Source organism: Nonomuraea sp. MG754425 (genome assembly GCF_021699195.1).
Classification (GTDB): domain Bacteria; phylum Actinomycetota; class Actinomycetes; order Streptosporangiales; family Streptosporangiaceae; genus Nonomuraea.
This window is the reverse complement of the sequence record NZ_SSXE01000031.1, coordinates 81,434-95,179: the sequence shown is the minus strand read 5'-3', so window position 1 is coordinate 95,179 and position 13,746 is coordinate 81,434. Positions and strand designations below refer to the sequence as shown.

General features: G+C 73.1%; 13 protein-coding genes. 8 read left to right on the top strand and 5 right to left on the bottom strand.

Annotated elements, in window-relative coordinates:
* The first annotated feature begins 28 nt into the window (after positions 1–28).
* From FAF44_RS13935 to dmpG, 7 genes are all read left to right on the top strand, one after another.
* On the top strand, positions 29–835 hold the full coding sequence (locus FAF44_RS13935) for an IclR family transcriptional regulator (RefSeq protein ID WP_237103546.1): 807 nt from the start codon (positions 29–31) through the stop codon (positions 833–835).
* A 121-nt stretch (positions 836–956) separates the two neighbouring features.
* Positions 957–1,781, top strand: coding sequence for a TetR family transcriptional regulator (locus FAF44_RS13930; protein ID WP_237103545.1), 825 nt, complete (start codon positions 957–959; stop codon positions 1,779–1,781).
* 283 nt (positions 1,782–2,064) lie between these two features.
* Positions 2,065–3,288 carry an FAD-dependent monooxygenase gene (locus FAF44_RS13925; protein WP_237103544.1) on the top strand — a complete coding sequence of 408 codons (1,224 nt, stop codon included), beginning with the start codon at positions 2,065–2,067 and terminating at the stop codon, positions 3,286–3,288.
* A 142-nt stretch (positions 3,289–3,430) separates the two neighbouring features.
* Complete coding sequence (locus FAF44_RS13920; RefSeq protein WP_237103543.1) at positions 3,431–5,311, top strand: primary-amine oxidase; 1,881 nt, start codon at positions 3,431–3,433, stop codon at positions 5,309–5,311.
* Positions 5,312–5,446: 135 nt separating this feature from the next.
* Positions 5,447–6,253, top strand: coding sequence for a 2-keto-4-pentenoate hydratase (locus FAF44_RS13915; RefSeq protein ID WP_237103542.1), 807 nt, complete (start codon positions 5,447–5,449; stop codon positions 6,251–6,253).
* Positions 6,250–7,140 (top strand): acetaldehyde dehydrogenase (acetylating), encoded by an 891-nt coding sequence (locus tag FAF44_RS13910; RefSeq protein WP_237103541.1) that lies wholly within the window; start codon positions 6,250–6,252, stop codon positions 7,138–7,140. The genes FAF44_RS13915 and FAF44_RS13910 overlap by 4 nt, the downstream gene beginning before the upstream one ends.
* On the top strand, positions 7,137–8,159 hold the full coding sequence (gene dmpG / locus FAF44_RS13905; RefSeq protein WP_237103540.1) for a 4-hydroxy-2-oxovalerate aldolase: 1,023 nt from the start codon (positions 7,137–7,139) through the stop codon (positions 8,157–8,159). The genes FAF44_RS13910 and dmpG overlap by 4 nt, the downstream gene beginning before the upstream one ends.
* Before the next feature lie 53 nt (positions 8,160–8,212).
* Here dmpG and FAF44_RS13900 read toward each other — a convergent pair whose 3' ends face one another.
* From FAF44_RS13900 to FAF44_RS13880, 5 genes are read right to left on the bottom strand one after another with little or no spacing between them, the layout of a single operon-like run.
* The gene (locus tag FAF44_RS13900; RefSeq protein WP_237103539.1) at positions 8,213–8,899 is read right to left on the bottom strand and encodes a nitroreductase family protein; all 687 of its coding nucleotides are present in this window, start codon (positions 8,897–8,899) and stop codon (positions 8,213–8,215) included.
* Complete coding sequence (locus FAF44_RS13895) at positions 8,886–10,211, bottom strand: MFS transporter (protein ID WP_237103538.1); 1,326 nt, start codon at positions 10,209–10,211, stop codon at positions 8,886–8,888. Before FAF44_RS13895 ends, FAF44_RS13900 begins: the two co-directional genes overlap by 14 nt.
* The gene (locus tag FAF44_RS13890; protein ID WP_237103537.1) at positions 10,201–11,064 is read right to left on the bottom strand and encodes an alpha/beta fold hydrolase; all 864 of its coding nucleotides are present in this window, start codon (positions 11,062–11,064) and stop codon (positions 10,201–10,203) included. Before FAF44_RS13890 ends, FAF44_RS13895 begins: the two co-directional genes overlap by 11 nt.
* Positions 11,065–11,090: 26 nt before the next feature.
* Complete coding sequence (locus tag FAF44_RS13885; protein ID WP_237103536.1) at positions 11,091–11,849, bottom strand: SDR family NAD(P)-dependent oxidoreductase; 759 nt, start codon at positions 11,847–11,849, stop codon at positions 11,091–11,093.
* On the bottom strand, positions 11,846–12,700 hold the full coding sequence (locus tag FAF44_RS13880; protein WP_237103535.1) for a sugar phosphate isomerase/epimerase: 855 nt from the start codon (positions 12,698–12,700) through the stop codon (positions 11,846–11,848). The genes FAF44_RS13885 and FAF44_RS13880 overlap by 4 nt, the downstream gene beginning before the upstream one ends.
* A gap of 168 nt (positions 12,701–12,868) precedes the next feature.
* Between FAF44_RS13880 and FAF44_RS13875 the strand changes: the two genes are divergently transcribed.
* Positions 12,869–13,741, top strand: coding sequence for a LysR family transcriptional regulator (locus tag FAF44_RS13875; protein ID WP_237103534.1), 873 nt, complete (start codon positions 12,869–12,871; stop codon positions 13,739–13,741).
* Positions 13,742–13,746: the final 5 nt, after the last annotated feature.

Sequence of the window (13,746 nt, the reverse complement as noted above, 5' to 3'; positions counted from 1 at the left end):
CTGGTCCTTCGACAGCAAGGAGCCCCCGATGCCGTCACCGTCGTTCATGGACGCACCCGCCGCCCCGGGCGATGACCTTGACTACCCGAACTCCGTGCTCGGTAAAGCCCAGTTGCTTCTCAGCGCCTTCGAATCGGGGGCCTACCAGCTTCGGCTGAGCGAGCTGAGCCGCAGGTCCGGGGTGCCGAAGGCGTCGGCGTACCGGCTGGCCCAGGAACTGGTGCAGTGGGGCCTGCTGGAGCGCCGGGGTGATTCCTACCAACTCGGCATGCGCATGTTCGAGCTCGGCCAGCGAGTCCCCGCCTCCGCGGTGCTGCGTTCCGTGGCGCGGCCGGTGCTGACCGATCTGTTCGCCACCACGCGGGCGACCATTCACCTGGCGGTGCTCGACGGCGGTCACGTCCTGTATCTGGAGCAGGTCTCCGGCATGGCCACCACCCAGAGCTACTCCCGGGTGGGCGGCCGGCTGCCCGCGTCGTGCACGGCCACCGGGAAGATGCTGCTCTCGACGTGCTCCGACCCACGAGAGCAGCTCCGCTGTTTCGCCCGCACCGGGCTGCCGTCCCTCACCCCGCGCTCCGTCACGACCTTCGCGCACCTGTCGCGGCAGATGGAGCTGATCCGCGAGCGCGGCTTCGCCCTGGAGGCCGAGGAGACCCTGCCCGGGTTCGGCAGCATCGCGGTGCCGGTCGTCCCCGCCGGCGGAACCGTCCACGCGGCCGTGTCGGCCACCGTGCCGATGGGCCGGCTGGCGCCCCGGACGCTCCTGCCCGGCCTGCACGCGGCGGCGGCCGCCATCGCCCGCGGCGTCGAACAGCGACCGCCCGCGGCCTGACCCTCCGGGAGGTGCGGCCGAGGCGTAGGGGGCCTTGCACGATTCCCGGCTGGGCTCGATTGACTCTGATACACGATTCAGTGATACATTTACTCTTGTATCAGAGTGAGAAGGGTCGATCATGAGTGCGCACCCCGTCCCACCGGAACTGGTGGACGCCGCCGTCCGCGCCGCCCACCGGCTCGGCAAGGACGTGAGCGACGTCCCGGTGCTGGCGATCGCCAAGGAAGCCGGCATCTCCCGCAGCACCCTGCTGCGCAAGCTCGGCGGCACCCGTCACCAGCTCGACGAGGCGGTCCGGGCCTCCGGCGTCGACCCGGGCAGGCGGAACCCGGTCAGCGAGCGGGCGATCGAGGCGGGCGCGCGGCTCATCGCCGAGCACGGGCTGACGGGCCTCACCCTGGAGGCCGTGGCCGCCGCCGCCCGCTGTTCGGTGCACAGCCTGTACGCCGCGTTCGGCGGCCGCGACGAACTCCTGCGGGCGATCTTCGAAAAGTACGCGGACGGCCTCGACGTGGGCGAGGCGCTCTCCGATCCGGACCGGGACCTCGCCGAGACCGTCCACCTGCTCTACCGACGCCTCGCCCAAGGGCTTGACCATCGCCCGCGCCTGGCCCCGGCGATGATCGCGCGGCTGCTCGCCCAGCCGTCCGACGACGGGCTCAAACAACTCACCGAGCTGGTCGGCCCGCGCCTGCTCAATGGCGTGAGCGAGTGGCTGGCCGGCGAGGTGACGCGCGGCCGCATCCGCGACCTGCCGGTGCCGATCCTCATGCATCAGCTCGTCGGGCCCGTGCTGCACCACTTCCTGCTGCGGCCGGTCAGCGAACTGGTGCCCGGCCTCGTCCTGCCGAGCATGGAGGAGTCCTGCGAGTACTTCGCCGACGCGTTCCTGCGCGCGGTCGCCCTGCCGCCACCCTGCGACCAACCCGCGAAGGAGAGGTGATGATCCGCGGCGACGCGCCTTCCTCACCGAAGCTCCCGGCAGCACCCGCGACGTCACCATCGTGACCGACGCCTCCGGCCGCCAGTACTCCCGTAGACGGCACACCATGCGGCCGGCACCGGCCGGACCCGCTGCGACCTGATCGTCACCGGGGACGCCGTGACCGTCCACCGCACCCATCGCACGACCGGCGGCTCCGCCGTGCCCGCGTCCCGCCCCGCGCCGCCCGTCGAGCGCGTCAGCTCGCCCACACCTCATCGCCCCTCAGCAAGGGATCGACATCATGACCACCTCCGCGCAATCGTCCCCCCGGGCCCTGGTCGTCGGGCTCGGCGTCAGCGGCATCTCCACTGCCATCGCCCTGCACCAGGCCGGCTGGAGGCCGGTCGTCATCGAGAAGGCCGCCGCCCGGCGCGGCGGCGGCTACTTCATCGCGATGTTCGGCTCCGGCCGGATCGCCGCCGACCGGCTCGGCATCCTGAAGGGCCTGCGCAACCGCATCCCGGCCCGGCGCGTCAACCACGACATCGACCGCGCGGGCCGCCGCCGGCCCGGCATCGGCTTCGCCGACCTGCCGAACGGCCCCTGGATGATGATGCGCGGCGACGTCGAACGCGCCGCCTTCGACGCGTTGCCCGACGACGTCGAGATCCGCTACGCCACCGTGCCCGAGGCGATCGAGCAGGACGCCGATGGCGTGACGGTCACCCTGCGCGACACCGCGGACGGCACGGCGCGCACCGAACGCTTCGACCTGGTCGTCGGAGCCGACGGGCTCCGCTCCACGGTGCGCAAGCTGGCCTTCGGCCCGCCGGAGAAGTACCTGCACCGGCTCGACCACATGATCGCCGCCTTCGCCCTGCCCGCCGAACTGCCGGGCCTGGCCCGCGGCGAGGGCGTGATCCTGACCGAGCCGGGCCGCTCGTTCTGGGTCTTCCCCTTCGCCGACCGCCCGCCCACCGTGCTGTTCTCCTACCACACCGACGACGTGGACGCCGAGTTCACCAAGCCGGCCGCGCGACGCATCCGCGAGGTCTACGGCCCCGAACCGCTCGGCGAGCTGATGGAGACCGCCGTGCGGGTGCTGGAGACCAGCGACGAGTACCTGTTCGACTCCGTGGAACAGGCCCGCCTCGACACCTGGCACCGCGGCCGGGTCGTCCTCGTCGGCGACGCCGCCTGGTGCGTCACCCTGTACGCCGGCATGGGTGCCACCAGCGGCATCGCCGGCGCCGACCTGCTGGGCCACATGCTCCAGCGCCACCCCGGCGACCTGGCGGCGGCATTGACGGCCTGGGAGGCCAGGCTGCGTCCCTACACCGACGCCTGCCAGCGCAGCGGCCTGACCAACCGCACGCTGTTCACCCCCGCCACCCGCGCCGAGCAGGCCCGCCGCACCCTGATGATCCGGCTGCGAAGGGTGCTGTTCAGCAGCCCGACGTTGTACCGGCTCATGTCCAGGAGCAAGCAGATGCGCCTGCGCAACGACGACCTGGCCGCGGCCTGACCCATCTCGGCCGACCGGCACGCGGGCGCCGATCGGTCACCGCACGCCGCCGGGCCGAGCAGGGTTCACTGACCGAGACGCGGTCTTGGTCGGGCCCCCTTCCCGGCGCGACAGTGGAGGCCACCTTCGGGAGAGGAACCACATGCGGCACGAATTGTTCGCTCCACTGACCGCCGGCGAGATTTCGGCGGTTGCCCGGCTCGTGCGGGGAGCCGGTGTCGGCGAGAGGCCGGGCTTCAGTGCCGTGTTCACCGACGAGCCGGACAAAGCCCTGCTCCGTGCGGGCACGCAGGTCCCCAGGCGGGCCCGTGCCATGGTCGTGGACCGCTCCACCGGCCGCTCGTACGACGTCCGGATCGACCTCGACGCGCAGTCCGTCGAGTCCGCCGACGTCGTCGCGCACGGCGCGGCCCCGGTGCTCCTCGGCGAGTTCGAGAGCGTGGCGGCGGCGGTCAAGAAGGACCGGCGCTACCTCGACGCGCTGGCCAGGCGCGGCATCACCGACGTGACCCACGTCCAGGTCGACCCGTGGTGCGTCGGCAACATCCCCGGCATCCAGGGCGAACGGGTCTGCGGCGCCATCTCCTACGTGCGCGACTCTCCCGCCGACAACGGGTACGCCCACCCGATCGAGGGCGTGGTCGCGTTCGTGGACCTCGTGACCGGCGACGTCCTGGACGTCAAGGACCACGGCGTGCGCCCGATGAACCGGGCCTGCGCCAACTACGACGCCGGATCCGGCGCCCCGCTGCGCGACGACGTCAAACCCCTGGAGATCACCCAGCCGGAAGGGGTCGGGTTCACCCTCGACGGCCACGAGCTGACCTGGCAGAAGTGGCGCTTCCAGGTCAGCCTGCACCCCCTGGAGGGGCTGGTCGTCCACGGGCTGGAGTACCGCGACGGCGACGCGTACCGCAGCATCCTGCACCGCGGCTCGGTGGCCGAGATGGTGGTGCCCTACGGCGACGCGGCGCCGGAGCACCATTGGCGCAGCGCCTTCGACGTCGGCGAGTTCGGCCTCGGGAAGCTCACCAACTCCCTCGTCCTCGGCTGCGACTGCCTCGGCGAGATCCGCTACCTCGACGCGGTCATGGCCGGCGAGGACGGGGAGCCGTACACGCTGCCCAACGCCATCTGCGTGCACGAGGAGGACGACGGCATCCTCTGGAAGCACCAGGACTGGGTCACCGGCGCCACGGAGGTGCGGCGCTCGCGGCGTCTGGTGGTCAGCTCGATCGCCACCGTCGGCAACTACGAGTACGGCTTCTTCTGGTACTTCCACCAGGACGGCTCGGTGCAGGTCGAGGCGAAGCTCACCGGGATCGTGCAGACCCGGGCGATCCACGAGGGGGAGCCCACCCCCAGCGCCACGCGGATCGGCGAGAACATCGTCGCCCCCTACCACCAGCACATCTTCTCCTTCCGGCTGGACTTCGAGATCGACGGCCCGGACAACAGCGTCTTCGAGAACGACGCGGCCCCCATCCCGGTCGGACCCGACAATCCGACCGGCAGCGCCTTCACCGTCCGCAAGACCCTGCTGGAGAGCGAACTCGGCGGCGTCGGCCGCACCGACCCCCAGGTGTCGCGCAACTGGACGATCGTCAACCGGGGCAGGACCAACGCCTGGGGCCTGCCCGTCGGGTACAAGCTGCTGCCGGGCTGGGCGTCGGCGACCCTGCTCGCGCAGGACGAGTCCCCGATCGCGCGGCGGGCCGGCTTCACCAGGCGCAACGTCTGGGTCACCCCGTACTCGCCGTCGGAGATGCGGTCGGCCGGGGACTTCCCGAACCAGCACCGCGAGGGGGACGGCCTGCCCGTCTGGACCCGGGCCGATCGTCCGACCGTCGACACCGACATCGTCGTCTGGTACACCCTCGGCGTCACGCACGTTCCGCGCGCGGAGGACTGGCCGGTCATGCCGGTGGAGCGGGCCGGGTTCCACCTGCTGCCGGTGAACTTCTTCGACCGCAGCCCCGCCCTCGACGTGCCGCCGTCCCCGGCCGCGCACGCCTGCCACTGACCGGGCCCCCGGCCCGGCCGCGCCGGCCGCCGCCGCCCGTCCCGGCGCAGGCGGCCCGCCAGGCGAGACGCCCGGCTTGCCCGCCGCCGTCACGGAGGACGAAGGTCGGACATCGAAGACGACGAAAGGACCCACATGGACGCGGGCTCCGTGGAGACGGCGGCGGCCGACCTGCTCAGCGCGTACGCCACCGGCATCCCCATCCCACCCCTGACCACCACACACGCCGATCTGTCGGTCACCGACGCCTACGCCGTCCAGCTCGCGCAGGTGCGGCGCTGGACCGACGCCGGCGCCGTGATCAAGGGTCACAAGGTCGGCCTCACCTCGGCCGCCATGCAGCGGCAGCTCGGCGTCGACCAGCCCGACTACGGTCATCTGACCGACGCCATGTTCCATCTGGACGCCGCGCCCATCGACACCGCCCGTTTCCTGCAACCGCGGATCGAGCCGGAGATCGCGTTCGTCCTGGGCCGGTCGCTGTCCGGCCCCGGCGTCACCGCCGCGCAGGCCGTGGCCGCCGTGGACTTCGTGCTGCCCGCGCTGGAGATCATCGACTCCCGCATCACCGACTGGAAGATCACCCTCGTGGACACGATCGCCGACAACGCCTCCAGCGGCGGCGTCGTGCTCGGCACCCGGCCGGCCCGGCTGGGCGACGTCGACCTGGCGCTGACCGGCTGCCTCCTGCATCGCGGCGGCGTGCTGGAACAGACCGGCGCGGGCGGGGCCGTGCTCGGCTCGCCGGTGAACGCGCTGGTCTGGCTGGCCAACGTGCTCGGCGAGCGCGGCATCACGCTGGAGGCGGGACACATCGTCCTGCCCGGCTCCGTCACCGCGGCCGTTCCCGTCGCGGCCGGCGACGTCGTCACGGCCACCTTCGGCGGCATCGGCTCGGTCACGGCCGCCTTCGCCACCGGCACGCAGGGGGAGGCGAAGTGAGCGGGCTGAGCGCCGCCATCGTCGGACCGGGCAACATCGGCACCGACCTGCTGGTCAAACTGCTGCGCAGCGAGGTCATCGAGGTCCACTCCATGGTCGGCGTGGACCCGGCCTCCGACGGCCTGGCCCGTGCCCGCGCGCTGGGCGTGCCGGCCTCGGCCGGCGGCGTGGACTGGCTCCTGGACCAGGACACCCTGCCCGACCTGGTCTTCGAGGCCACCTCGGCCAAGGCGCACGCCGCCAACGCCCCGCGCTACGCCGCGGCGGGCATCAAGGCCATCGACCTCACCCCCGCGGCCGTCGGGCCGTTCGTGTGCCCGCCGGTCAACCTGGACAGCCTGTCCGACGTGCCCAACCTCAACATGATCACGTGTGGCGGGCAGGCCACGATCCCGATCGTGAGCGCCGTCTCCCGCGTGGTCCCGGTGTCGTACGCCGAGATCGTCGCCTCCATCGCCTCCCGCTCCGCGGGCCCCGGCACGCGCGCCAACATCGACGAGTTCACCCAGACCACCGCCCGCGCGATCGAGCAGGTCGGCGGCGCCGCCAAGGGCAAGGCGGTGATCATCCTGAACCCGGTGAGCCCACCGATGATCATGCGGGACACCGTGTTCTGCGCCATCCCCGCCGACGCCGACACCACGGCCGTCGCCGAGTCGATCCACGCCATGATCGGCGAGGTGGCCGCGTACGTGCCCGGATACACCCTGCGCGCCGAGCCGCAGTTCGACGCGCCGCGCGACATCTGGAACGGCATGGCCCGCGTCGCGGTGTTCCTCGAGGTGCGGGGGAACGGCGACTACCTGCCGCCGTGGGCCGGCAACCTCGACATCATGACCGCCGCCGCCGCCCGGGTGGGCGAGCAACTCGTGAAGGTGCACGCATGACCCAGAAGATCAGGATCACCGACTCGACGCTGCGTGACGGCAGCCACGCGATGGCGCACCGGTTCACCGAGGAGCAGGTCCGCGGCGTCGTGCACGCCCTCGACCACGCCGGCGTGGAGGTCATCGAGGTCTCGCACGGCGACGGACTCGGCGGCTCCTCCTTCAACTACGGCTTCTCGCTCGAGGACGACGTCAAGCTCGTCGCCGCCGCCGTGGACGAGGCCACGAACGCCAGGATCGCGGTCCTGCTGCTGCCCGGCCTCGGCACCGTCGAGGACCTGCGGCAGGCCCGTGACGCGGGCGCCTCCGTCGCCCGGATCGCCACGCACTGCACCGAGGCCGACGTGTCCCTGCAACACTTCGCCGCCGCACGCGACCTGGGCATGGAGACCGTCGGCTTCCTCATGCTGTCGCACCGCATCGGCCCCGCGGAACTCGCCGCCCAGGCCCGCATCATGGTGGACGGAGGCGCGCAGTGCGTGTACGTCGTCGACTCCGCGGGCGCGCTGGTACTCGGTGAGGCGCAGGCCCGCGTCAGCGCGCTGGTCGCCGAGATCGGTCACGAGGCGCAGGTCGGCTTCCACGGCCACCAGAACCTCTCGCTCGGCGTCGCCAACTCCGTGCTCGCCACGCAGAACGGCGCCCTCCAGATCGACGGAGCCCTGTGCGCCCTCGGCGCCGGCGCGGGCAACTCGCCCACCGAGGTGCTGGTCGCCACCTTCGACCGGCTCGGCATCCCGACCGGCGTGGACGTCCAGGGCGCGCTGGCCGCCGCGGACGACGTGGTCAAGCCGTTCCTGCACCGGCTGCCGTTCGCCGACCGCGGGGCGATCACGCAGGGCTACGCCGGGGTGTACTCCAGCTTCCTGCTGCACGCCGAGCGCGCGGCCGAGCGGTACGAGGTGCCCGCCCACGAGATCCTGCAGCGCGTGGGGGAGGCGGGCTACGTCGGCGGCCAGGAAGACATGATCATCGATGTGGCCCTGCAACTGCGCGCCGAACGCGAGCGCGCCGCCTGACGAGCGGGCGCGCCGCCTTTCAGCCCGGCGCACCCGTCCGGCGCGCCCGCCGATCACCCCGGCGACCAGCGATCCCAGTGGACGACCTCGGTGACCGGGACGCGGCGGGCGGGCTTGAACTCCGTGCCGATCGTCCAGGCGACGGGGATGAGCCCGCACTGAACGGTCGTCTCGTAGGGCAGGCCGAGCAGCGCGGCCGTCTGGCGTTCGACGTTGAGGTGCGGGGTGGTCCACACGGTGCCGAGCCCGCGGCTGCGCGCGGCCAGCATGAAGCTCCACACCGCGGGCAGCACCGATCCCCAGGTGCCGGCCTGCGTCGCCGGATCGTCGAGCTCCGCCCGCGAGCCGACCCGGATGCACGGCACCATCAGGACGGGTACCTGATCCAGGATCTCGACGAGATGGTTCAGGCTGCCGGCGATCGCGGGCCAGCCCGACCCGGCGGTGAAGTCGTGGCGGCTGGGGCCGTCGTGGGAGCGCGGGGCGGCGGGTTCGGTCAGGCCGCGCCGCCACAGCTCCGCCAGGGCGCGCCGCCGGTCGGGGTCGGTGACGAAGACGAAGTCCCAGCGTTGCCGGTTGCGCCCGGTGGGCGCCTGCTGGGCCAGGCGGGTGCAGTCGAGCAGCACCTCACGCGGCACCGGCCTGGTCACGTCCAGCCGGCGGCGTACCGCGCGGGTGGTGGAGAGCAGTTCGTCCGGGGTGAGGTCGAGGGGCGGGACGTGCGGTTCAGGCCGGGACATGCGCACTCCGGGTGGGGTCGTGGCGGTCTCGCTCGGGGTGGACGAGCAGCGCGAACAGCGCTCCCGCGACGGCGAGCAGGATACCGCTGAGCAGGAAGGCGGTGGTGTAGCCGGCCTCGGGGGTGGCGGCCAGGTCCAGCAGCCGGCCGGTGATGACGGGGCTGGCGATGCCCGCGGTCACGCTGAGCCCGGCGAAGACGCCCAGGATTCCGGCGCGCTGGGCGGGCGGCACGAGTTCGGCCACGGCCGGGTTGGCGAAGGTGTTGACGGTGACGGAGATGCCGTAGCCGAGCATCAGCAGGGCGATGGCCGGCAGCGGCGTGTGGATCAGCGGCAGGCAGGTCAGCAGGATGCCGGCGCCGGTGAGGCACGCGCCGCCCAGCAGGCCGCGGGCCTTTCTGGAGGTGACGCCCCTGCGCAGCAGCCGGTCGGTGACCGCCCCGGAGGCGACCAGCGCCACGATGCCGAGCGCGCTGGGCAGCCCGAACAGCGCCCCGGCCGCCTCCGGTGAGAACCCCAGCGCGTTCTCGAAGTACGAGGGCAGCCAGGTGAAGATGATGGCGGCGAGCGCATTCTGGGCGAAGTAGGCGACGAAGCAGCCGATGAAGGTGCGGTTGAGCAGCGCGCGATGCCACGGCACGCGGGCCGGGTCTCCGGGCCGCGGCCGGTCGCCGCGGGCGGGGGCGGCGCCGTACGGCCCCTGCCGCCCGGTGGCCAGCCACAGCAGCGACCAGGCCAGCGCGAGCGCCCCCACGGTGAGGAACCCGGCCCGCCACCCGAACCCGATGATGATCAGGGTGAGCACGGGCGCAAGGGCGATCTTCGCGACGGCGGCGCCCGCCGTGTAGAGCGCCTGCGGCAGGCCGCGCCGCTCGTTGGGGAACCACGAGTACAGCACGGTCATGGCCAGCGGGTTGGCCGGTCCTTCCGCGGCTCCGACGAGGATCCTGCTCGCGTACAGCATGCCGCCGGTGGCGGCGACGACGGCCGGCACCTGGCCGGCGGCCCACAACAGGCCGCAGACCAGCAGGACCCAGCGCGGCGAGACGCGCTGCGCGGCGAAGCTGACGGCGACGCAGGTGACGCCGAACAGCACGTAGGAGGCGCTGCCCAGGGAGCCGAAACCGGCGGCAGACATGCCGAGCTCGGCGCTCATCGGCTTGGCGACCAGGCCCAGGAGGGCCTTGTCGAGGAACACCACGACCGAGGAGAGCACCAGGACGGCGGTGACGCCCCAGGCTCGCGCCCTGAATCGGGGTGATGACGGGGGAGGGGCGGCGCCGCCCGGCGCCAGGCTCTCGTCAACGGCCATGGCTGGGTACCTGTCTTTCTGACGGGGGCAGGGCGGCCAGCCACTGCATCAGGGTGTCGTTGACCTCGTCGGGCTGTTCCTGGTGGATGAAGTGGCCCGCGTGGGGGTGCTGCACGATGCGGCTGTGCTCGCCGGGCAGGCACCGGCGCTCCACCTCGGCGCGTGCCGGATGGCGGTGGAAGGCCAGCACCGGCCGGCGGCGGCGCCGCAGGACGGGTTCGGCCTGCGGACGGAAACGCAGGCTGCTCGGGCCGAACGCGCTGTGCCGGAAGGTCTGCGCCCGCACCCACGCCGGCCGGGCCAGCACCTCCAGCAGGTGCCAGGCGCGCAGGTGCCCAGGGGTGGCGGGGGCGTGGAAACGGTCGCTGACGAGATCCTGCGCGACCTGGTCGGCGTCCGGCCCCTCCAGGTCGTCGGCCAGGCGGGCCAGCCACTCCCGCTCGCCCGGATCGCCGGCGTAGTCGGGGTCGACCAGCGCCAGGGCGTGGACCAGATCGGGGTGGCGGGCGGCCAGGACGGTGGCCACCGAGCACCCCATCGAATGGGCCAGCAGGACGACCGGCGTCAGTCCGGCGTGCCGGATCAGCGCGGCCAGGTCCTCGGCGTGGTCGCCGAGGTCGTAGCCCGACGGCGGGGCGCCGGAGCGGCCGTGCCCGCGCAGGTCCACGGCCACGGTGCGGTAGCGGGTGCGCAGGGCGGGGATCTGGTGGATCCAGCCTTCGGCCGCGCCCCACAGGCCGTGCACGAGCAGGAGGGTGAGCGGCGGCCGGGAGCCGGCGGCGGACGGGTAGTCGGCGGCGGACGGGTAGTCGACGTAGAACAGGCGTACGCCGGAGCGTTCGAAGTAGGGCATGAGTCGATCTTTCGCTGGCTGGACTGTCAGGCCGACGGTGCGAGCTGGGCCCCGCCGCACACGTGCAGGACCTCACCGGTGATGAAGGCGGCCCCGTCGCCGGCGAGGAAGGCGACGGCGGCGGCCACGTCCCCGGGGCGGGCCAGCCGGCCGAGCGGGGTCATCGCCAGGTGGCGGGCGGTGAACCGCTCGAACTCCGCGTCGGTGCGTCCCGCCCTGGTCAAGGGGGTCTCCACCACGCTGGGCGCCACGGCGTTGACGGTGACGCCGAGCGGGCCCAGCTCGACGGCCAGGGTCCGGGTCAGGCCCACGACGGCCGCCTTGGACGTGACGTACGCCGTGGGCCCGCCCCCGAGCCAGGTACGCGAACTCACGTTGACCACCCGGCCGCCGCCATGACGCCGCCACCAGGGCAGCAGCGCCTGGCACAGCAACATGGGCCCGCGCACGTTGACCGCCATCGTCAGGTCCCAGACCTCAGGGGCCTGCCCGGACAGGGGCAGGCGGGGGTTGACGGCGGCGTTGTTCACCAGGCAGTCCAGCCGCCGGCCCGCGCGGTCCAGCCGGGCGATCTCCGCGCCGACCGCGCCGGGGTCGCTGACGTCCACCCGCCGCCCTACGACGTTCCCGCCGCCGGACGCCGACAGACGGTCCGCCACCTCCGCCACGGCCGCCTCGTCGATGTCGAGGAGCGTCACCTCGAACCCGTCGGCGGCCAGCCGGGCGGCGATGGCCGTGCCGAGGACGCCGGCCCCTCCGGTGAGGATCGCTCCTCGCGCGCTCACGGCCGCCCTCCCGCCGCGGGCTCGAACGTGGCGTGGCCGCGTAGGTAGGCGGCGTCGAAGGCGAGGGTGTCGCGCGCCGGCCGTTCGGCGCTGAAGTCCTCCACCGACACCCAGCCGCGGTAGCCGGCGCCGTCGAGCAGCCGCAGGATCGCGGGCACGTCGAGCACGCCGTCGTCCATCGGCGTCCATCGGTGCCGCCACGGGCCGCCGTCCCCGGCGCGTTCGTGGGCGGCGTTCTTGAGGTGCACGTGGGCCAGGTGCTCGCCCAGGATCGCGAGCGCCAGCCGGGGATCCTCCGAGCCTTCCACCACGGTGTTGCCCGGGTCGTAGATCACGCCCACCAGGTGCGCGGGCAGCCCGGCCACGACCTGCTTGGCCAGCGCGGCACTGGGGCAGATCGTCCGCTGGTGCATCTCCAGCAGCGCCTGGACGCCGAGGCGGTCCGCCAGCGCCGCGACCTCGCCGAAGAAGGCGACGGCCCGGTCCAGCGACTCGTGGAAGCCGCCGTCCGCCGTGGACGGCGCCCACAGGCGGATCCGCGGTGCGCCCGCCTCGGCCGCCAGGCCCATGAGCTGCTCGACCCCCCGCAGGTCACCGGCCCGGACCGAGCCGTTCAGCCCGATCACGGCCAGGCCCGCCCGGTCGCACAGCCGGCGCGCGCGGCGGACGTCGTCCCGCTCCGGGCGCAGGGTGCACCGGTTGTTGCGCAGGAAGTGCGCCGGTGCCTGCGGATCGGCGGCCTCGGCGGAGACCCGCCATTCGATTCCGGCATACCCTGCCTCGGCCGCCGCCTCCGCCGCCTGGTCCGGCGTCAGCTCCGGCAGGCAGGCCGAACACACGCCTAGCCTCATCTCACTCCTCGAAGAACGCAGCACGCAGCGCTGCTCACCGTCGTGCGGCAGCATCGGTGATGGCCGCCGACATCAGTACAGGGCCCGGCACACCGTGCGGTCCAAGTCCTTCTGGGCACCTCTGCTATGTTCCACAGGCATAGCCGAGCGGCCGGTCGAGGAGGAGTGGTGGAACTTCGGCACCTGCGCTACTTCGCCGCGGTCGCGGAGGAGGGCTCGTTCTATCAGGCCGCCCAGCGGCTGCTGGTCTCGCAGCCGTCGCTGAGCCGGCAGATCATGGATCTGGAACGGCGGCTCGGCCAGCGGTTGTTCGATCGCACGTCCCGGGGGGTGCGGCTGACGCCGAGCGGGGAGGCGCTGCTGCAGCACGCCAGGCAGATCCTCGGCCTGGCCGCGACCACCCAGGAGGTCGTCTCGGAAGCGGCCAGGGCGCGGCAGGTGGTCTCCGTCGGCGTGCCGCCCGCGACGCCCGCGTCCTGGTTGTCGTCGGTCGTCGAGGCGGTGGCCGCCGCACTGCCGCACGCCGAGCTGAACTACGTGGAGGCCACCAGCTTCGACCAGCTCCGCCTGCTCCACGAGGGCAGGCTCGACCTGTGCCTGGTCCATCGGCAGCCGCCCGGTCACTTCGCCTCCTGGCTGGTGCGCCAGGAGACCCTCGGGCTGGCGGTGCGGCCCGGCCATCCCCTGGCGGACGAGCCCGGCTACCGGGTCGGCGATCTGCACACGCTGCGGGTGCTCGTGCACGCCCGCGAACGGGAGCCCGCCCAGGCCAGCGTCACGGCGGCGGTGCTGGCCGCCGGCGTCCGGCCGTACTGGCAGTTCGCCCAGTTCACCGAGCACGTCCTGGCCTGCGCGCAGGCGACGCGCTCCGACGCCGCGCTGGTCGCCTCGCACGTCGCCGCGCTGCGGCTGCCCGGCTGGCGCTGGCGGCCCGTCCAGGAGCTGCCGCAGGCCGTGATGACGACGTGGCTGGTCTGCCAGCGACCCACCCGGGCCGTGGTGGACGAGGTGGCCGGCGTCATGCGAGCCGTACCGGCCTGACCCGG